Consider the following 18,022-nt stretch of genomic DNA (forward strand, 5'->3'; position numbering starts at 1 on the left):
CCCTACGGGCATGACACGGAACATCCTCTCGGACGATCTCGCCGACAGCATCGTCACGACGGCTCGCACCGCCACTGGCGACTCGCTGCGGTCGGTCACCTACTTCACGCGTGCGAACTTCGAGCAGTTGTACCTGCGTGAGGACTTAGAACAGGACGCGGACCTCAACGACTTCGTCGGCCACGAGTGGCAGGGCTACAAGCAGACGAAGAACGCCTATCAGGACTCCGAACTCGGCGAGTACAGATTCACCGTTCGGGCCTTCGAGAACGGCTACCTCCTGCGGGCCACTACCGACCGGCAGGGCGTTCTCATCACCACCGATGGGCTCTCGATGAGTTCCTACGAGGAAATCGCAGAGGCCATCGAACGGCTCCTGCGCGAGGAATCCGGCAAGGAGTAATCAAAACAGGTTCGCCAGCCAGTTAGCGGCGTTGAGCGCGACCAGTAGCCCACCTTCTAGCCGCGACAGGGCGGCGTCGGTGTAGAACAGCACCGTCACGAGCACGACGGTCCCGAGTAGCCACGCCGTCCCCTCGATGCCCACCGGCGTCACCGGGAGCGGGTGGACCACGGCCGCGAGTCCCAGCACACCGAGGACGTTGAAGATGCAACTCCCGACGAGACTGCCCGCCGAGATGCCGGTCCGGCCCTGTCTGGCCGCCGCCAGCGAGGTGGCGAACTCCGGTAGCGAGGTGCCGGCGGCGACGACGGTGATGCCGATGACCCACTCGGAGATTCCCAGTGCCTGTGCGATGTCGACGGCCGACAGCACGAGGAGGTGCCCGCCGCCGACGACCAGTCCGAGGCCGGCGACGAGACGCCCGGCGTCGGGCCAGTGGAACTGCTGGTCTACCGCGGCGGCCAGCTGCTCGCCCCCGTTCCGGGCGAGATAGAGGAGGTACCCCAACAGGCCGGCGAACAGAAGCGCCCCTTCGAGGCGCCGGAGACGGCCATCGAGGACCAGTCCGAACAGGAGCGCCGTCGTCACGACGAGCAACACCGAGTCTCGGCGGACGAGCGCTCTGGAGGTCGCAAGCGACCGGACGAGGGCGACCCCGCCGAGGACGAACCCCAGATTGAGGACGTTCGACCCGACGACGTTCGCGACGGAGATGTCCGTCTGGCCCGCGAGTGCGGCGTCTATCGTCACGGCGAACTCCGGCGCCGAGGTGCCGAAGGCGACGACGGTGAGGCCGACAACGAGGCCCGGAACTCCCAGTTGGCGGGCGATACGACCAGCACCGGTGACGAACTGGTCCGCGCCGAACCAGAGCGCGACGACGGCGACGCCGACGAACAGCGCGTCGAACAGCACCATCTCAGCACAGGGGCGAGTTCGGGGCGACGTTCACGGCCGATGCTGGCGACATACTGCCAGCTACCCCCAGCACCCACGTAACCGTTGTGCCAATCTGTGGGGTCCGTCCAGTCCTGCGGCACAAGGTTCGATAGCCGAACCGTCTCGTCTGGTACCGGCGTCGAAACCGGACGGGGTTTCTGGCTGTCGGAAGCGTCGCCGTCGCCCATCGAAACCCCGTCCGTTACAGTGGGTAGACCCCACCAGAGTTATGCTCCCGCCAGCGAACCCACGCACATGACGCTGGACCCGGTACACGTCGACGGTATCGCGAAACTCGCCGGACAGGTGGGTGCGACCGTCGAGTCGAGTGACCAAGGGGCCGCCGCCGAGGAGGTGTGGGCGAACTTTCTGGACCCGCTGTACGACACCAACGGCCGCGAGACACTGGTCCCGCTCGGCGAGCAACGCCGTCGGAAAGTCCCCATCGCCGACATCGCGCTGGAAGACCCCCCGTTCCCGACCCAACACGGGCTGGACTCGGGGACCATCAACCCGACCACGTTCAAGAACGGCCTCGTGCTGGACGTCGCACAGGCGGCGATGAGCGCGACGCCCTCCGACGTGGACCTCCACCGCGGCCGGACCATCATCATGGCGGTCCACTCCAACGACACGACGCTCCAGTTCGACGGCGAGTGGCGGGCCGACGACCGGGGGTACGCCCGCCGTCGCGTCCTCGACGCGCCGCAGGTCGACCGCTTCGAACAGCGCGTCGTCCACGCGCTGGCGCTGTATCTCGCCGAGAGCGAGCACGCGCTGTTGAACGCCGACTCGGTCGAGGACCTGTTCGTGCTGGACGGCCCCGTCTACCCGACCGGCCTCCTCCGGTGGGCCGACAGGGACACCGAACTCGCGGAGGTGTTGGCCGAGGACGACCGCCCGAAGAGCGTGGTCGGCAACTACGTCGAACTCGTCGAGCGGTTCGTCGAGCGAGACGTGCCACTCGTCGGGTTCGTCAAGAACTCCTCGCGGAAGCCCCTGACCCGCGCCGTCCGCAAGAAGACCACCGCCCCGTGGACGAACGACAGCGCCTTCTTCCGCCACGTGCTGGAGCGTCGGGACGACGACGGCGAGCGGCAGGACGACGCACTCACCTGCACCAACTGGTTCCGCTCGCGGGCCGGCACCGACGGGACGATGGCCGCCGACGGCGACGCACTGGGCATCGAGCGGACGCTGGACTCCGAACTGTACGAGGTCACCTTCTTCGTCTGCTACGACCCCCGCACCGACCTCGTCTTCCGCGTCGAAGCCCCCTACGCGTTCACGAAGGACCCCGACCGACGGGAACGGCTCACGCGTCAGGTACTCCACGACGTGGCCGCCGAGCGCGGCCCGCCGCTGGCCATCGCGAAGGCCGACGAACTCGCGAGCATCGACCGACAGGGGAGCGAGGAACTCACCCGCCGCATCGAACGGGAGTTCGACATCGACCGCGACTCGTCGTACAACGACCTCCGCTGGGGGGCCATCGAAGAGACGTTCTGAGTTACGCTTCCTCTGGCTGGAGCACCGACACCTCGACGGCGTCCGCGTCGACGCCGAGGCGGACGAACTGGGTGCGGACGTGCTCTTTAGCCGCCGAGAGCGCCGCCTCGCGGGTCTCGAACCCCCGTGGCATCGGCGACTCGAAGGCGACCCGTAGCTCCCGGTCGCCGACGGTCTGGGCCTGTCCGCCGCTCTCGACCTCGTAGAAGGAGTCACACACCCAGACGTAGGGTGCCCCTTCGTCCGGCGCACCGCGATACGAGGGGGGCTCCTCGCCCGGTTCGTACAACGTGCCAGTCAGTCCGGTCCCCCCGGCGGTCCCGCGAACGAGTAACATGGCCGTAGCTACGCGCTCTGGCGGCAAAAGCTCCCCGAGGACCGTCGTCGCCGCTGACAGGTTCGGCGGTCCGGGCGGCTGAGCGGGTCAGAACCGGCAGTCGACGACCACGGGGAGGTGGTCCGAGGCGTAGTGGTCGTCGTCCCGGTCGGTGACGGCCGTCCAGCTATCGACCGCCACCCCCTCGCTGACGAACACGTGGTCGATACCCATCTCGGGAACGAGGTCGTGAAAGTCCGTCCGCGTCGTCGTCGGCCCGTGTCGGACGGGTGTGCGGTCGCGGGCGTCCTCCAGCGTGCGCCCGTCCGGGAGCGCGTGGCCGTCCGTGCGCTGGTGGGCGGGGGCACCGACGACGCAGTTGAAGTCGCCGCTCAGGACGACCGCCTCGCCCTCGACGACGCCGTTTAGCCGCGACAACACGAGGTCGATGCCCTTCTCGCGCGCCTCGGCCCCGATGTGGTCGAGGTGGGTGTTCACCGCCAACAGCGCGTCCCCGGTCGCCCGGTCCCGGAGTCGCCCCCACGTCGCCACCCGGGGGTGTCGCGCGTCCCACCCGACGCTCCCCGGCGTCTCGGGCGCCTCCGAGAGCCAGAACGTGTCCGTCCCTTCACAGTCAAAACGCGCCGTCCGGTAGCCAATCGCCGTGTGCTCGCCGCCCGCTTCGACCGTGTCGCGCGGGTCACCGACCCAGTCGTACGTCGGGAGGAGCGTCTCCAGTTCCAATATCTGGTGTCTCTGTGCCTCCTGTACCCCGACGACGTCCGGGGCGTGGTACCGAATCGTCCCGGCGACGAGGCGGCGCCGATGGGACCAGTTGTCCAGTCCATCTTCGGGGGCGTCGTAGCGGACGTTGAACGACATCACCCGTACCGGTTCCATACCACCTCTCCAATACCCACGAGCGTAAGGTTTCACTTCCGCCACGCTGGGGAAAGGTGTTAATCCCCGGCTACCGTGGGTCCCGATATGTCCGACCTCGGGGATTTCACCGATTTCGACGGCGAGGACGCGGCCGACGACGAGGCGTCGGCTACCTCGTCTACCGGCACGGCCGACGAGACGGTCGCGGAGAGCGACGACGGGTTCGAAGACATCGACGTCGACCCGGTCGGTGCCGACAGCGGCCTCGGCGTCCTCTCGGCGGCCGACGGCCTCCGCATCAGCGAGGAGGCCGACGAGTGTCGCCTGCGGGCCTACGTCACCGCCGCCAACCGCTCTGCGGTCCGCATCGGGAAGTACCTCCTCGTCCCGTACCCAGACGGGGAACGTCTCTTCTGTCGCATCTCGGCGCTGGAGTACGCACAGGAGTTTCGCGCCGACGACGCCACGGAGATTCACGCCCGACGCGCGATGCGCCAGCAGGGCATCGACGAACAGGACTTCAAGTTCATGGCGGAACTGGACCCCGTGGCCGTCCTCTATCAGGACGGAGACGAACTCAAGCGGCGGATGACCGACCGGGTCCCGAAGCCAGAAACCGTCGTCCGCGAGGCCACCGACAAGTCCGAAATCAAGACCGGGCTGAAGATACCCGAGGACGGCGTCTTTCTGGGCCACCTCTCGGTCGGTGGCGAGAAGGTCAAGACGAGCGCCGAACCGCCGACCATCGACTACCGCCTGAAGGACAACTACGACGACGGCGACCCGCTCGTCTTCCGACACACGCTCGTCGCCGGTGGCACCGGGTCCGGGAAGACCCACAGTTCGAAGAACGTCCTCCGACAGTATCTGGGCCGCACCTACGAGATGACCGACGGGCGCTCGCCGGAACTCGCCGTCGTCCAGTTCGACCCACAGGACGAGTACGCCCAGATGCACGACGACAACCCGAAACTGACAGACGAGTTCGCCCGGCGGTGCGAGCGAGAGGGGCTGGCCTACGGCGGCTACGACGACACCATCGCGTTCGTCCCCAAAGTCGCCGGCACCGAGTACAACGCCAGCCACCACCGCGCCGAACAGGTGGAGTTCACGATTCCGTTCTCGCTCGTCTACGAGAACCCGTGGCTCATCGCCGGGTCCAGCCTCAACGACAACCAGTACGGGGCGCTGGTCAACACGTTCCTCAAGCGGTTCAAGCGCGAGTACGGGGAAAGCGGGACGTACGACCAGTTCCTGACCTTCCTCGACGACCCGGCGCTGAAGGAGGAACTCCACGAGGCCGGCGACGTCCACGAGGCCACCTTCGACGCCGTCAAGCGCCGCGTCCGGGGCTTCGGCGCCGTCTTCGATCAGGACGCCCGGCCCATCACCGACCAGATATCCCAACTCGTCCGGGACGGTGGCCTCACGGTCATCCCCACCTACCACATCACGGACTCGCGGACGGCCTCCACTATCGTGCTCGCCGTCTCCAGCCTCCTCATCGACCAGAAGCTCTCGAACGACCCCCGCTACGACCGCATCAAGGAGACGCCGCTCGTCCTCGGGATGGACGAGGCACACAACTTCCTCACCGACGCCGACAGCGTACAGGCCCGGAAGGTCATCGGGAAGTTCACCGAGGCGGCCAAACAGGGCCGGAAAGAGCGACTCGGCCTCTATCTCATCACGCAGGACCCCCAAGACATCGCCGACCCGGTGTTCAAGCAGATCAACACGACGATGGTCCTCAACTTGGGCGACGAGGACGCCATCAAGGCCGTGAACATCCCCAGCAATCTGGAGTCGAAGGTCCCCTACATGGAGAAGGGCCAACGCGTCGTCTACTCCCCGGACAACTCCGAACCCGTCGAACTCATCGGCCTCTCGACGTGTGTCACCCGGCACGGGCGAGACTGACGACAGATGTAGTTTTCGGCCATCTGGGAGGGAAAAGGCCCATGTGTGACAGTCGAGTGGCTCTCAAACATGAGTAGCACCTTCGACCGCGGGACCCGCACCGTCGGGGCGACGGTCGACCGAAACATTAGCAAGATAATCGGGATGGCTACCGCGCTGGTCGCGGTCAACATCCTCGTGATGCTGGGGTTCTCCTACACGCCGATAGCACCGCTCGGCGCGGCGCTGTTCTCCAGTTTCTTCGTCGGTATCGCCGTCTTCGCCGTCTCCGTCGGGGGCGGGTTCTGGATAGCGACGAAGGGCGTCGAGCGCGGGAACATGGGGCTGGCCGGCGCCGGCGTCCTCCTGATTCAGGGCGGCTACGGCCTGTTCGGCGCGGCGATACTGTACATCTACGGCGGCGGAGGGATCCGGATACCGGCGCTGGGTATCACCACCGTCATCACCGGCGCTATCACCGCCGTCATCGCCACCGTCGTCTTCAAGAGTAACTACGACTTCTCGGGGTGGCAACGCTACGCGTTCGGGTGTTTCATCGGCGGACTGGTCGTCGGCGCCGCCGGCGTGTTCCTGAATCCGCTGCTGGTAGTCGTCGCCGGCCTCCTCTTTTTCCTCGGGTTCGTCGTCGACCTGACCTACGAGATATGGGCCGTGCGCGAGAACCGATACGCCAGCGACTTGCGCAACGCCATCGGTATCTACGTCGCCGTCATGGGCGTGTTCGTCCACGTCCTCCAGTGGGTCCTGCGAATCCTCTCGATGCTGGACCAGTGACACGGGCGCCTATCCACGGCGAAACGTGTCGCTGAACGGCCGTCGAGAGCGTTATCGGCGGCGCCGTCGCGACTCGCTCGTGTCACGCGGCGCCGTCTCGTCGTAGCCGGGCACTCGCGTCCGAACGGTGGCGAAAAGCGGAACGCCGAGCAACATCCCGAACGTCAGCCCGAGCAATCCGAGCGTGACGGCGATGTCTGCGAGCGGTTCACTCGACGGGGGGAGTATCATGTGTGGTGGACGGGCGTCTCTGTTCGGAGGTTGGTTGGCCGCGAAGATATTCTTTCTCCACGACGATAATTAGTCATAGATTGCGAATTGTCACGATAGATGCCGCGACCGCTCGCCACCGTAGACGCGTCGTCGTCACGACCGACAGACGGCGACCGGCCGACGGGCGTCGACTGGCGGCATCGACGCCGGCCCGACCATACCTTTAGGCCCGGGGACCGCGACAGTTCTCGTATGCAGGTCGCCGTCCTCGCCCACGAATCGTTCCCCGACCGCGCCAAGACGGCCGTCGGGTTGCTCCGCTACGGTGACCACGAAGTCCGCGCGCTGGTCGACAGAGAACACGCCGGCAAGCACGTCACCGACGTTCTTCCCGGGGTGCAGGACGCCCCCATCGTCGCGTCGATGGACGACGTGCCGGAGGTGGACGCACTACTCATCGGTATCGCTCCCATCGGCGGTGCGTTCGACGAGTCCTGGCGAGACGACGTGCGGACGGCGCTGGAACGCGGCTGTGACGTCCTCGCAGGACTGCACGACTTCCTCGAAGACGACGACGAGTTCGTCCGCCTCGCCGAGGAACACGGCGGCGAACTCCACGACCTCCGGAAACCACCCGACGACCTCACCGTCGCCGAGGGCACCGCCGGCGAGGTTGACGCCACCGTCGTCACCACCGTCGGCACCGACTGCTCGACGGGGAAGATGACCGCCTCCTTCGAGATACGCGACGCGGCCCGCGAACGGGGGCTGGACGCCGCCGTGGTGCCGACGGGCCAGACCGGCGTCGCCATCACCGGGTGGGGTATCGTCGTCGACCGAGTCATCGCCGACTACGCCGCCGGCGCAGTCGAACGTCTCGTCGAGACGCCCGAAGACAAAGACGTACTCATCGTCGAGGGACAGGGCGCGCTCGCCCACCCGGCGTACTCCGGGGTCACGACGAGCATCCTCCACGGTTCGGCCCCGGACGCGCTGGTGCTGTGTCACAACGCCGGGCAGGAAGCGATTCACGGCTACGAGTCGTTCGCCATCCCGCCGCTGGACGAGTACGTCGACATCTACGAGCGACTCGCGGCCCCAATCTCGGATGCGACCGTCGACGCCGGGATGCTGAACACCAGCGCCCTCGACGCGGCGGACGCGGTGGACGCGGTTGCCACGTATCGCGAGGCGCTGGGCGTCCCGGCGACGGACCCGGTTCGTGATAGCGTCCCCGACGAGGTGCTCGACGCAATCCTATGAAGTGGCACGTCGAACGGTACGACCTGCCGCTCTCGACGCCGTTCGGTATCGCCCGGCGGACCAGCGAGACGACCAGCACTGTCGTCGTCGAACTCACCCACGATGGCACCACCGGCGTCGGCGCGGCGACGCCGACGGAGTACTACGGCGAGACGCCCAGTAGCGTCGCCGAGGCGCTCCCGGACCTGCTGACGACGGTCGAAACCGTGGGCGACCCGCACGCGGGCCAGCGCATCGAGCGCCGCTTGCACGAGCAGGCCCCCCACCAGCCGGCAGCCCGCACGGCCGTCTCCATCGCGCTGGCCGACCTCGCGGCCCGTACCCTCGACGTCCCCCTGTACCGCCAGTGGGGACTCGACCCCGAGCGGGTACCACCGACCTCCTACACCGTCGGCATCGACCCCCCGGAGAAGATGGCCGAGAAGGCCGTCGCCGCCGTCGAAGCCGGGTTCTCGACGCTGAAGGTGAAACTCGGCACCGACGCCGACCGGGTCCGGTTCGAGGCGGTCCGAGAGGCGGTCCCCGACGCCGATATCCGGGTCGACGCGAACGCGGCGTGGGACCCCGAGGAAGCGGTCACGGCAGCCGGGTGGCTCGAAGCCGCGGACGTGACGATGCTCGAACAACCGGTCGCCGCCGACGACATCGAGGGCCTCCGGCGGGTCACGCGGTCGACGGCGATGCCGGTGTGTGCCGACGAGTCCTGCGTGGTCCCGACGGACGTGCCGCGGGTCGCCGACGCCTGCGACGTCGTCAACGTGAAACTCGTCAAGTGCGGGGGCCTGCGGGCCGCGACGCGCCTCGTCCACGCCGCCGACGCCCATCGCCTCGCGACGATGCTCGGGTGCATGGTGGAGTCGAACGCCTCTATCGCCGCCGCGGCACACCTCGCACCGCTGGTCGATTACGCCGACCTCGACGGCGCACTCCTCCTCGATGACGACCCCTACGACGGCGTCCCTATCGACGACGACGTCTTCGAACTGCAGGCCGTCGAATCGGGGACCGGCGTCCGGCCGAACCCCGGATTCGACGGCGGGGACTGACACCGACCCTGCATACGAAAGCCGGAGCGTTACTCCGCGGGAGCGTCAAGCCGTCCACATGTCCGAGTACTGTGACAACTGCGGGACCGAACTGGAGCCATCACAAGCGCGCCACCAGCGCTACATGGTCGAACACGTCTCCGAGGACGTCGCCACGCTGGAAGGAGCCTTCTGCTCGGGCTGTTTCTACGAGTTCGAAGCGTGGCTCGACGCGGCGTGACGGAACGGTATCTGCTTCGTGGCCGATTCAGGCGCTCTCGGCGGCGTCGAGCAGTTCCTCGTAGTCGGGTTCGTTGGTCGGGTCGTCGGCGACCCAACTGTAGGAGACGTCGCCGTCGTCGTCGACGACGAACACGGCGCGGTTGGCGACGCCGTGCAGGCCGAGGTCACCGATGTCGATCTCGAGGTCGTAGTCCTGAATCGCCTCGCGACTCATGTCGCTGACGAGGTCGAACGACAGGTCGTGTTCGTCGCGGAAGGCATTGAGCGAGAACGCCGAGTCCGCGCTCAGACCGAGGACCGTCGCGCCGGCGCCCTCGAAGTCCTCGAGGTGTTCCTGCAGTGCGACCATCTCGTTCGAACACGGCGGCGTGAACGCCCCGGGGAAGAACGCGAGTACGACGGGACCGTCGCCGACCTGCTCGTCGAGTTCGAACGTCTCTACCTCTCCGTTCGCGACTGTCGCCGAGATGTTCGGCGCGGAATCGCCTGTGGATACCATCGGCTGTTCGTTGGCACTTGACCCGAATAAATGGTGGTAAGCCGGGAACCACTGCCCACATTCCGGGCGACACCCTGACGCGGTTACACCCACTCGGCGAACTCGTGGTGCTCGCGACTGCACTCGAAGTAGTCCCGTTGCATCTCCGCGATAGCGGCGGTGAGGTCGTACCCGTCGTTCAGGTACGACCGAACGCGGTCTATCTTCCACGAACTCGGCGTCTCGCCGACCTCGTAGCGGCGTTCGATTGGGTCGAGGTACTCGTCGATACGGGCCGCCGGGACGTCCTGTTCGGCGAGGCCGAGGCGTGCGTAGTGGAACACCTCGTCGAAGATGACGTCGCGGTCGGTGGTGCGCTCGCCGTGGCTGGTGACCCACGCGAGGTCGGCGTCGAGTCCGTCCTCGGCGGCGGCATAGAAACTCCGGCGGGCCTCCTGCCACGGCAGTTCGGCCAGCGGGTGGTCGGCGACGACGAGGCCACGGATGAGACCGACCGTCAGCGCCTGTAAGCCGATCATGTCCGTGACGTGGGGTTGCGTCGGCAACGGCCGGTACTCGATGCGGAGCGACTGCTCGCTGGCGGCCCCGTCGACGGCCGTGCCGCCGATAACACAGCGGAGCCACCGCCAGTAGGTCCCTCGTTTGTGGTCGAACTCCCAGAACTCGTCCTCGAAGCCGTTCCGGTCGTCGTCTTCCAGCCACTCCCGGAGGAACGGGGCGAACAGGTCGTCTGCGACGACGCGGTCCACTACGTCGGTCACGGCGTCGATGTCCTCGGGCACCCGGACCTTCGGGTTCTCGCTGGTGTTGACCGACTGCTCGAAGGCGGCGATGCGGAGTTCGTGGTGAGTTTGCTCACAGAGCCACTCGCCGTCGACGCCGTCGTACATGTCCGCCGGGAGGAACGGCGAGTTCACCGAGATGGCGAGCAACGGCCCGAGCGTCCGGATGGCGGCGTTGTAGTAGGCCGGGAACGCGTCGCTGTCGGGAATCTGGAGGTGTGGCTGGATGGAGGTGGCCAGCGACTCGAAGAGGATTGTCGGGAACGCGCCGTCGTAGCCGGGCACGTCGAACGGAATCTCGCCGCCAGCGTGCCGGAGCGCCTCGTTGTCCAGCGCGACGTATCGCGGGGCCTGTCGCATGTTCTCGGCGAGTACCACGCCGTCGCGGTCCTCGTGGGCCGAGAGGTAGGACTCGCTGCCCTCCTCTGGGGGGATCGTCCACATCGCGTCCAGTACGAGTTCGCAGTGCTGGTTGCTCGCCTGCGCGCGGGCCTGCTTGGTCTGCATCTCGACGGCCGTGGTCTGGACCTCCATGCCCGTCTGATCGAAACTGTTCGGTTCGGTGTTGACCTCGGCGTTGTGCAGGCCGAGTTCCTTGTTCGCCTCGCCCTCGAAGACGACGTCGGGCAGGCGCGTGAGTCGCCCCTCCCACTCGTCGGGGTCCATGTAGGGGCCGTCCTCGTCGGCCACCGCCTCGACCGCCGGTTCCCCCTCGTCTTCGGGCGTCTCCGGGCCGTCGTCGGCGAGCGGGCTGTCGGGGTCGATATCGAGCGACGGCCCCTCGCCGGGGCCGAACCGGTCGTCGCCGTCGCCGGTATCGTCGTCTGTGTCCGACGAATCGTCGGGTGCCAGCGGATCGTCGTCCGTCGGGTCGAGCGAGGCCCCGCCCCCGTCGGCGGGTTCCGCCGGGGCGTCGAGCGACCCGTCCCACGCGTTTCCGCCGCCGCCCGAGAGGTCGGCGTCTAGGTCGCTCTCGTCCAGTGTCTCCTCGTCCTCGTCGGGTTCCGGTGGCTCCGGGACACTGTTGATAGCGTACAACTCGATTTCGAGGCCGACGGAGAACGACTCGTTGTCGAACTCCCCTGCCTCGATTGCGGTCCGTAGCTGTGCCGCCTGGTCGTCGACCCGGTCGGCGAACTCCTCGTACGTCTCGTCAGCCAGCGAGCGGCGCACCAGGTCGACGATGTCGTCCATACCGTGAACTGTGGCGGTTCTTCCCTTATAACTACCCCGTCGTCGGCGAAGTTCTCGGCCGCGTTCGCGCTCTACGGCACCCTCCGGTCGGCGTTCCGCTTCGAGGGTCGTTCCTCCCCGCTCGCGGTTCCGAGGGCCGCTCACTTCGTTCGCGCCCCTCGCTACTCGAAGAGGTCCTCGTGGCGCGCGGCGAGGTTCGCGTAATCCCCAGAGGAGAACGCCTCGAACACTTCGTCGGGGTCGATAGTCGTCTCCGAGAGCGGCGTCACCTGCGCCGGACTCCCGCGGACGAACGACTCGGCCGGCACCTCGTAGCCCGGCGGGACGACGGTGCCCATCGCGACGATAGAGCCCTTGCCGATGACGGCGTCGCTGACGGTGGAGTTGAACCCGATCAGCGCGCCGTCCCTGACTTCCGCGTCGTTGAGGACGGCCCCGTGACCGACCATCACCTTCTCACCGACCGTCGAGGCGTGGAGGATAGCGCCGTCGCCGATGGCCGTCTCGCGACCCACTTCGACCGGGGCGACGTCACCACGGAGGACACAGCCCGGCCAGACGTTGGCGTTCGGGCCGACCGTCACGTCTCCGACAACGGTCGCTTCTCGACTGACGTGTGCGTAGCCGTGGATGTCCGGCGCTGCCCCCTCGAACTCGTATTCGCGACTGTCCATATGCGATACAGCGTGTTGCCCATCCGAAAAGATACCGGTCAGCCGGGTCAGGTGTGGTCGACGGCATCGTCGAACAGCGGTTTCAGGCGGCTAATCGTCTGGTCGTCGTGTGCGACCGGGTCCACGTGGAAGTGCCCGACGGCGTCCACCTCGCGCAGTTGCCCCGCAAGCATGTGGAGGAACTTGAACGCCGACTGCAGGTCGACGAACTGGAGCAGTTCGGTCAGCGAGTCGAAACAGGCGACCAGTTGCGTGCTGTCGTCGTGGTCGGTGAGGTAGTTGTTCAGCCGCATCCCGAGGCCGGTCGGGTCGTTCGGATTCGCCGTCGTGACGAAGACGTTGTCGGGCACGTCGTGGTCGTCCCCTCGGAGCCCCCCGTGGTCGCCGACGACGACGATGCCCATCCGCGCCGGCAGGTCGCCGTGATGCTCGCGCCAGTCGTCGATCAGTTCGGGCGGCGCGGCGGAGTACGTGACCTGCAACACGTCGAGGGCCTCGGCCGGGGCCGGTGCCAGCAGGTCCAGACACGTCTCCTGCTTGCTCGAACTCAGAGACGGTGCAGACACGAGGACGTTCGTCCCCGGACGAGCATCCGTCTGATCCATCTACTGGGCACCCCGTCCCGTCGAGCGTCGCCGCCGTGGACCCGCACCCGGCGGTTGCTGGACGCGCATGTACGGTTTGTCCTCGATGTACTCGACGAGTCGCGTCGACCCCATGTAGCCGCTGGGCGACTTCTGGAGTTCGATGTACTGGAGGCCGTTGTCGGTCACCCACGTCTTCAGCGTCTGCCACGACCCGTTCTCGTAGAAGGCGGCGAGTTCGTCGTCCAACGTCGCGGGGTTGAACAGGTACATCGTCGTGTCGCCCTCGCGATAGAGGTTCTCCTCCTCCCAGAAGCGCATCTGTCGGAGTTCGTCGTCGTCCAGCACCGGCAACTGCGCCTCGACGTTGAGGACGGTGAACATCGACTGGTCGCCCCGCCTGTCGTCGACCGTGCGGAACACCGACGCGGGGTTGTCCGTGTCGTGTTCCTGCGGTTTGAACACGTTGCGTTTGGTGTTCTCCCAGATGTTGGCGAAGTCGACGAGGAACAACTGGTCGTTCGCCAGCAGCTCCTCCATGTCGCCGATGCGCTCGTCGATGATGCTGCGCAGGCGCTTGGGCGGGAGTTCCACCGGGGGGACGATGGTGATAGCGCTCCCGCCGTCGCGGGCCTCTACGAGCAAGTTCGTCAGGATGGAGTGGGGACTCGCCCGACCGTCGTGTTCCAGTAAGAGCGTCCCGCCCCGGACGATGCCGCCGCCCATGAGGTGGTCCAGCCCCGGGATGCCCGTCGACATGTGGTCGCCGGGGACGAACTCGCCGGGGTGGGTCCGGAGGCGCGGCGCGACGCGCAACCCCTCGTGGGTGAACGACACCTCGTGGACGCGTGTATCGTGGTCGACGCCGCGCATCTTCACCACCTCGATAAAACGGTGATAGTCGCCGCCGACGTTCTCCCGCCAGAGGCGGAGGACGCCGTGGGTGTTGAACTGGACGGCGTCGCTCGCGGCCACCGTCTTCACGTCGTCCTGCATCAGCCCCGGTTGGGACTCCTCGGCGGTGAACAGCGCCGTCGCGTCGAACTCGTCGTTGAGCAACCGGATGAAGTCGAGCAACGTCCGCCGGAACACGTCCTGATTCTCGCCGATGGCCGAGAGCCCCGAGACGGAGTCGAGGACGACCCGGTCGGCGGGCGCGAACTGTTCGAGGTAGCGGGTGATGTACTTCGCCTCGAAAGGAGCCGAGTAGTCGCCACCGAGCATCTGCCCGCCTTCGAGCGTTTCGAGGGTCAGTTCCCGTCCGTCACCGTTCTCGACGGTCTGACCCGGCGTCGCGTGAATCGACGTGACCGTCAGGTCGTCGTCGTGGAGGTCGAACGCGAAGTCCGCAAACGCGTCCGATAGCTCTTCGAACGTCTGTTCGGTGCTGATGTACAGACACTCCTCGCCGCGGTCGATCCCCGCCTGCAGGAATTGCATGGCGAGCGTCGATTTGCCCGTGCCCGGACCGCCAGTGACCAACACTGTGCGGCCCTCCGGAAGGCCACCGTCGAGGATACTGTCTAGCGTCTCGCTACCGGTGGGTACCGACATCGTATTCTCTGTCCCCAGTTGGAAAGCACGTGGTAAATGCGTAGTGCCAAACTAGCAGGACTGAGACTGTCCTCACTCGATGTGGACGACGAGGACGGGCACCGGCGAACTCTCGACGACGCGTTCGGTGACGCTCCCGAGGTTCGCCACCCGGTCGCGACCGGTCCGGCCGTGGGTCCCCATCACGACGAGGTCGATGTCCTCGTCGGCAGCGTACTGCGTGATAACCTTGTGTGGGATACCCTCCTCCATCCGCGTCACGGTTTCGAGGGCCGCTTCCTCGCCGCCGACCGCGATGTCGTCGAGCGCTACCTCTCCCTCCTCGCGGAGCGAGTCACGGACGTCGTCTTGCGTGTCCTTATCGGCCGCGAGGAAGAGGCGTCTGTCGACGACGTAGAGGCCGTGCAACACCGCGTCGTTGTCGCGGGCAATCGAGACGGCGTGTGCGAGCGTCTCGGTCGTCCCCGAACTGCCGTCGGTCGCGGCGAGTACCTTATCGTACATCGGCACGCCGATACTGCGTCCCGACGATACATAGTACTCCCTGTTGTCACACCACACGACCACGCTTGGGACGGTCCTGACTCCATCGTCCGACGACCGGCGAGTTACCATCGTTCAATCGAACGGCCGTTCCGGCATGACTTGTCAACTAGTGGAGTTTTGTTAGAGGGAATCATGTGTGGTACCACGATGCAAGGGAGTGACCTGCCGGCGGGCCGATCTGTCGAACTGTACGTTCGTTCGCTACTGCCAGAGGGGTACCACCAGTCACAGGAGTGTATCCTCGACCACGTGACAGAACTGGTCGAGACAGAGACACTCACCGACCGACAGGTGCACGTCTGGGGGCAACAGGTGCCAGCGACGGCCGAATCGGCCCGAACGACCGTCGGGGAGTACGTCCTCGACCGCGTCACCGTCTTCCGGGAGTGGGCGGCGATCAACGGGTGCTCGCTGTCACCGGCGTTCGAACTTCGGGAGGTCGACGACATGCTCGTCGGCGACCAGTTCCGGGCCATCCGATTCCCGTCTGTATTGCTCGTAGAGTTCCTCGGGGACTCACTCGTCTGTGTCTCGCCTCACGCCGTCGACGGCGACGTCACCACGGTGCCCGACCGCCTCGACGCTCTCGAATCCGGCGACCAACGGCAGTTCGACCCGCTCGACGTTACGACCGTCGAGGCGTCGCCGGATCGGGACGCCCTGTCACGGCCCCCTCGCGAGGGCGACGAGGAAGAGCTCCTGACGACTGAGTGAGTCGCCGTCCGCGTCTCAATACACTTATCCCCGGCCGCTATCGTATCCACGGGTATGAGTACGGTCACGGTCACGCTGCCGGACGGGTCCACCTTAGAGATGGACGCCGGCAGTACGGTCGAAGACGTCGCCTACGAAATCGGACCGGGACTCGGTGATGACACCGTCGCGGGCGTCGTGGACGGCGAGTTGGTCGACAAGCACACCCCCATCGAAGAGGACGTCGAACTGGTCATCGTCACACCGAGTAGCGACGAGTACGTGGACGTGCTCCGGCACTCCGCCGCCCACGTCTTCGCTCAGGCGCTTCAGCGGGAGTTCCCCGAGGCGACACTGACTATCGGACCGTGGACCGACGACGGGTTCTACTACGACGTCACCGACGTCGACTTAGACGAGGACGACCTCGAAGACATCGAGGCCGAAGCGGAGGCCATCATCGAGGAGGACTACGCCATCGAACGCGAACTCCTCGACCGCGAGGACGCCCTCGAACGGTACGAGGACAACCCGTTCAAGCAGGACATCCTCGAAACGGAGGCCGCCGGCGAGGAGCGCGTCTCCTTCTATACGCAAGGGGAGTTCTACGACCTCTGTCAGGGCCCCCACGTCGAGTCCACCGGCGAAATCGGCGGGTTCGCCCTGCTCGAAATCTCGGCAGCCTTCTGGCGCGGCGAGGAAGACAACGAGACGCTCACCCGCGTCTACGGCACCGCCTTCCCCACGCAGGACGAACTCGACGAGTACCTCGAACGCCGTCAGAAGGCCCAAGAGCGCGACCACCGCAAGATCGGGCAGGAGATGGACCTCTTCTCTATCGACGACACCACCGGGCCGGGCCTCCCGCTGTACGAACCCAACGGGAAGAAGATTCTCAACGAACTGTCGGACTACGTCGCCCAGTTGAACCGCGACGCCGGCTACGACGAGATCGAGACGCCTCACGTCTTCCGCACCGAACTGTGGAAGAAGTCCGGCCACTACGAGAACTACGTCGACGACATGTTCCTGCTGGACGTCAACGACGAGGAGTACGGCCTCAAGCCGATGAACTGTCCGGGCCACGCGACCATCTTCGATCAGAAGTCCTGGAGTTATCGGGACCTCCCGGTCCGCTACTTCGAGGACGGGAAGGTCTACCGGAAAGAACAGCGCGGCGAACTCTCGGGCCTCTCCCGAACGTGGGCCTTTACCATCGACGACGGCCACCTGTTCGTCCGCCCCGACCAGATAGAACAGGAGGTGCTTGCGACGGTGGACATCATCCTCGATACGCTGGATACGTTCAACCTCGACTACACCGTCCAGTTCGCCACCCGGCCCGAGAAGTCCGTCGGCGGTGACGAGATCTGGGAACGTGCCGAGTCCCAACTCGAATCTGTCCTCGAAGAACAGGACATCGACTACGCGGTCGAACCCGGCGACGGCGCCTTCTACGGCCCGAAGATAGACTTCGCCTTCGAGGACGCGCTGGGCCGCAACTGGGACGGCCCCACGGTCCAACTGGACTTCAACATGCCCGAGCGGTTCGACCTGACCTACACGGGCGAGGACAACGAGGACCACCGCCCGGTGATGATCCACCGCGCGCTGTATGGCTCCTACGAGCGGTTCTTCATGGTGCTGACCGAGCACTACAACGGGAGGTTCCCGCCGTGGCTCGCCCCGGAACAGGTCCGCATCCTCCCGGTTTCGGACGACAACATCCCGTACTGTGAGGAGTTACAGGACGAACTGGGCGAGTTCCGCGTCGAAATCGAGGACCGCTCGTGGACCGTCGGCCGTAAGATTCAGCAGGCCCACGACGACCGAGTGCCCTACATGCTCATCATCGGCGACAACGAGGAAGACGCCGGCAACATCTCGGTGCGCGACCGCAAGGAGCGCGAGGAGACGGAGATAGACCTCGACGAGTTCCGTGATCACTTAGCGATCGAAGTCGAACAGCAGCGGACAGCGGTGACGTTCCTCGCCGGTCGGTAGGCCAA

General features: G+C 66.2%; 19 protein-coding genes. 9 read left to right on the forward strand and 10 right to left on the reverse strand.

Features of this window, described 5'->3' with window-relative positions:
- The first annotated feature begins 10 nt into the window (after positions 1 to 10).
- A complete protein-coding gene (locus tag G9465_RS17105) occupies positions 11 to 403 on the forward strand; it encodes a hypothetical protein (protein WP_166972191.1) in 393 nt (130 codons plus the stop codon).
- Here the strand turns inward: G9465_RS17105 and G9465_RS17110 are convergent, their stop codons facing one another.
- A complete protein-coding gene (locus G9465_RS17110) occupies positions 404 to 1,321 on the reverse strand; it encodes a sodium:calcium antiporter (RefSeq protein ID WP_166972193.1) in 918 nt (305 codons plus the stop codon).
- Between the two features lie 276 nt (positions 1,322 to 1,597).
- On the opposite strand from G9465_RS17110, the gene G9465_RS17115 reads away from it, so the two are divergent.
- Positions 1,598 to 2,851 (forward strand): DNA double-strand break repair nuclease NurA, encoded by a 1,254-nt coding sequence (locus G9465_RS17115; RefSeq protein WP_166972195.1) that lies wholly within the window; start codon positions 1,598 to 1,600, stop codon positions 2,849 to 2,851.
- Position 2,852: 1 nt separating this feature from the next.
- On the opposite strand, the gene G9465_RS17120 is transcribed toward G9465_RS17115, so the two are convergent.
- Together G9465_RS17120 and G9465_RS17125 are read right to left on the reverse strand one after the other, a co-directional pair.
- Positions 2,853 to 3,188: a hypothetical protein gene (locus G9465_RS17120; RefSeq protein WP_166972197.1), complete on the reverse strand. Its 336-nt coding sequence runs from the start codon at positions 3,186 to 3,188 to the stop codon at positions 2,853 to 2,855.
- An 87-nt stretch (positions 3,189 to 3,275) separates the two neighbouring features.
- Complete coding sequence (locus G9465_RS17125) at positions 3,276 to 4,067, reverse strand: endonuclease/exonuclease/phosphatase family protein (protein ID WP_166972199.1); 792 nt, start codon at positions 4,065 to 4,067, stop codon at positions 3,276 to 3,278.
- 87 nt (positions 4,068 to 4,154) lie between these two features.
- On the opposite strand from G9465_RS17125, the gene G9465_RS17130 reads away from it, so the two are divergent.
- Positions 4,155 to 5,969 (forward strand): ATP-binding protein, encoded by a 1,815-nt coding sequence (locus G9465_RS17130; RefSeq protein WP_166972201.1) that lies wholly within the window; start codon positions 4,155 to 4,157, stop codon positions 5,967 to 5,969.
- 69 nt (positions 5,970 to 6,038) lie between these two features.
- Positions 6,039 to 6,743: a Bax inhibitor-1 family protein gene (locus tag G9465_RS17135; RefSeq protein WP_166972203.1), complete on the forward strand. Its 705-nt coding sequence runs from the start codon at positions 6,039 to 6,041 to the stop codon at positions 6,741 to 6,743.
- A 51-nt stretch (positions 6,744 to 6,794) separates the two neighbouring features.
- Here G9465_RS17135 and G9465_RS17140 read toward each other — a convergent pair whose 3' ends face one another.
- Complete coding sequence (locus G9465_RS17140; RefSeq protein ID WP_166972205.1) at positions 6,795 to 6,974, reverse strand: hypothetical protein; 180 nt, start codon at positions 6,972 to 6,974, stop codon at positions 6,795 to 6,797.
- A gap of 234 nt (positions 6,975 to 7,208) precedes the next feature.
- Here G9465_RS17140 and G9465_RS17145 point away from each other — a divergent pair, with 234 nt between their 5' ends.
- From G9465_RS17145 to G9465_RS17155, 3 genes are read left to right on the forward strand one after another with little or no spacing between them, the layout of a single operon-like run.
- Positions 7,209 to 8,219, forward strand: a complete 1,011-nt coding sequence (locus G9465_RS17145) for a DUF1611 domain-containing protein (RefSeq protein ID WP_166972208.1) — start codon at positions 7,209 to 7,211, stop codon at positions 8,217 to 8,219.
- On the forward strand, positions 8,216 to 9,265 hold the full coding sequence (locus tag G9465_RS17150; RefSeq protein WP_166972210.1) for a dipeptide epimerase: 1,050 nt from the start codon (positions 8,216 to 8,218) through the stop codon (positions 9,263 to 9,265). Before G9465_RS17145 ends, G9465_RS17150 begins: the two co-directional genes overlap by 4 nt.
- Before the next feature lie 58 nt (positions 9,266 to 9,323).
- Complete coding sequence (locus G9465_RS17155) at positions 9,324 to 9,485, forward strand: hypothetical protein (protein ID WP_166972212.1); 162 nt, start codon at positions 9,324 to 9,326, stop codon at positions 9,483 to 9,485.
- A gap of 27 nt (positions 9,486 to 9,512) precedes the next feature.
- Here G9465_RS17155 and G9465_RS17160 read toward each other — a convergent pair whose 3' ends face one another.
- From G9465_RS17160 to G9465_RS17185, 6 genes are all read right to left on the reverse strand, one after another.
- Complete coding sequence (locus tag G9465_RS17160; RefSeq protein WP_166972214.1) at positions 9,513 to 9,986, reverse strand: redoxin domain-containing protein; 474 nt, start codon at positions 9,984 to 9,986, stop codon at positions 9,513 to 9,515.
- Between the two features lie 83 nt (positions 9,987 to 10,069).
- Complete coding sequence (locus tag G9465_RS17165) at positions 10,070 to 11,962, reverse strand: hypothetical protein (protein ID WP_166972216.1); 1,893 nt, start codon at positions 11,960 to 11,962, stop codon at positions 10,070 to 10,072.
- Positions 11,963 to 12,123: 161 nt separating this feature from the next.
- Positions 12,124 to 12,636, reverse strand: a complete 513-nt coding sequence (locus G9465_RS17170; protein WP_166972218.1) for a gamma carbonic anhydrase family protein — start codon at positions 12,634 to 12,636, stop codon at positions 12,124 to 12,126.
- Positions 12,637 to 12,683: 47 nt separating this feature from the next.
- The gene (locus G9465_RS17175; protein WP_166972220.1) at positions 12,684 to 13,241 is read right to left on the reverse strand and encodes a hypothetical protein; all 558 of its coding nucleotides are present in this window, start codon (positions 13,239 to 13,241) and stop codon (positions 12,684 to 12,686) included.
- Positions 13,242 to 14,774, reverse strand: coding sequence for an ATPase domain-containing protein (locus tag G9465_RS17180; RefSeq protein WP_166972222.1), 1,533 nt, complete (start codon positions 14,772 to 14,774; stop codon positions 13,242 to 13,244). It lies immediately after the preceding gene.
- 72 nt (positions 14,775 to 14,846) lie between these two features.
- On the reverse strand, positions 14,847 to 15,278 hold the full coding sequence (locus G9465_RS17185; RefSeq protein ID WP_166972224.1) for a universal stress protein: 432 nt from the start codon (positions 15,276 to 15,278) through the stop codon (positions 14,847 to 14,849).
- 189 nt (positions 15,279 to 15,467) lie between these two features.
- On the opposite strand from G9465_RS17185, the gene G9465_RS17190 reads away from it, so the two are divergent.
- Both G9465_RS17190 and thrS read left to right on the forward strand, forming a co-directional pair.
- Entirely contained in the window at positions 15,468 to 16,034 is a 567-nt protein-coding gene (locus G9465_RS17190; RefSeq protein WP_166972226.1) for an HTH domain-containing protein, read from the forward strand.
- 54 nt (positions 16,035 to 16,088) lie between these two features.
- Positions 16,089 to 18,017: a threonine--tRNA ligase gene (gene thrS / locus G9465_RS17195; protein WP_166972228.1), complete on the forward strand. Its 1,929-nt coding sequence runs from the start codon at positions 16,089 to 16,091 to the stop codon at positions 18,015 to 18,017.
- Positions 18,018 to 18,022: the final 5 nt, after the last annotated feature.

This window comes from Haloarcula sp. JP-L23, assembly GCF_011602445.1.
In the GTDB taxonomy this organism is placed as follows: domain Archaea; phylum Halobacteriota; class Halobacteria; order Halobacteriales; family Haloarculaceae; genus Haloarcula; species Haloarcula pellucida.

Excerpts from the sequence above, each read along its gene's own strand:
- G9465_RS17175 (WP_166972220.1), bottom strand. The coding sequence starts at position 13,241 with ATGGATCAGACGGATGCTCGTCCGGGGACGAACGTCCTCGTGTCTGCA.
- G9465_RS17110 (WP_166972193.1), bottom strand. The coding sequence starts at position 1,321 with ATGGTGCTGTTCGACGCGCTGTTCGTCGGCGTCGCCGTCGTCGCGCTC.
- G9465_RS17145 (WP_166972208.1), top strand. The coding sequence starts at position 7,209 with ATGCAGGTCGCCGTCCTCGCCCACGAATCGTTCCCCGACCGCGCCAAG.
- G9465_RS17130 (WP_166972201.1), top strand. The coding sequence starts at position 4,155 with ATGTCCGACCTCGGGGATTTCACCGATTTCGACGGCGAGGACGCGGCC.
- G9465_RS17135 (WP_166972203.1), top strand. The coding sequence starts at position 6,039 with ATGAGTAGCACCTTCGACCGCGGGACCCGCACCGTCGGGGCGACGGTC.
- G9465_RS17160 (WP_166972214.1), bottom strand. The coding sequence starts at position 9,986 with ATGGTATCCACAGGCGATTCCGCGCCGAACATCTCGGCGACAGTCGCG.
- G9465_RS17185 (WP_166972224.1), bottom strand. The coding sequence starts at position 15,278 with ATGTACGATAAGGTACTCGCCGCGACCGACGGCAGTTCGGGGACGACC.
- G9465_RS17190 (WP_166972226.1), top strand. The coding sequence starts at position 15,468 with ATGCAAGGGAGTGACCTGCCGGCGGGCCGATCTGTCGAACTGTACGTT.
- G9465_RS17150 (WP_166972210.1), top strand. The coding sequence starts at position 8,216 with ATGAAGTGGCACGTCGAACGGTACGACCTGCCGCTCTCGACGCCGTTC.
- G9465_RS17105 (WP_166972191.1), top strand. The coding sequence starts at position 11 with ATGACACGGAACATCCTCTCGGACGATCTCGCCGACAGCATCGTCACG.
- G9465_RS17140 (WP_166972205.1), bottom strand. The coding sequence starts at position 6,974 with ATGATACTCCCCCCGTCGAGTGAACCGCTCGCAGACATCGCCGTCACG.
- G9465_RS17165 (WP_166972216.1), bottom strand. The coding sequence starts at position 11,962 with ATGGACGACATCGTCGACCTGGTGCGCCGCTCGCTGGCTGACGAGACG.
- G9465_RS17180 (WP_166972222.1), bottom strand. The coding sequence starts at position 14,774 with ATGTCGGTACCCACCGGTAGCGAGACGCTAGACAGTATCCTCGACGGT.
- G9465_RS17170 (WP_166972218.1), bottom strand. The coding sequence starts at position 12,636 with ATGGACAGTCGCGAATACGAGTTCGAGGGGGCAGCGCCGGACATCCAC.
- thrS (WP_166972228.1), top strand. The coding sequence starts at position 16,089 with ATGAGTACGGTCACGGTCACGCTGCCGGACGGGTCCACCTTAGAGATG.
- G9465_RS17120 (WP_166972197.1), bottom strand. The coding sequence starts at position 3,188 with ATGTTACTCGTTCGCGGGACCGCCGGGGGGACCGGACTGACTGGCACG.
- G9465_RS17155 (WP_166972212.1), top strand. The coding sequence starts at position 9,324 with ATGTCCGAGTACTGTGACAACTGCGGGACCGAACTGGAGCCATCACAA.
- G9465_RS17125 (WP_166972199.1), bottom strand. The coding sequence starts at position 4,067 with ATGGAACCGGTACGGGTGATGTCGTTCAACGTCCGCTACGACGCCCCC.
- G9465_RS17115 (WP_166972195.1), top strand. The coding sequence starts at position 1,598 with ATGACGCTGGACCCGGTACACGTCGACGGTATCGCGAAACTCGCCGGA.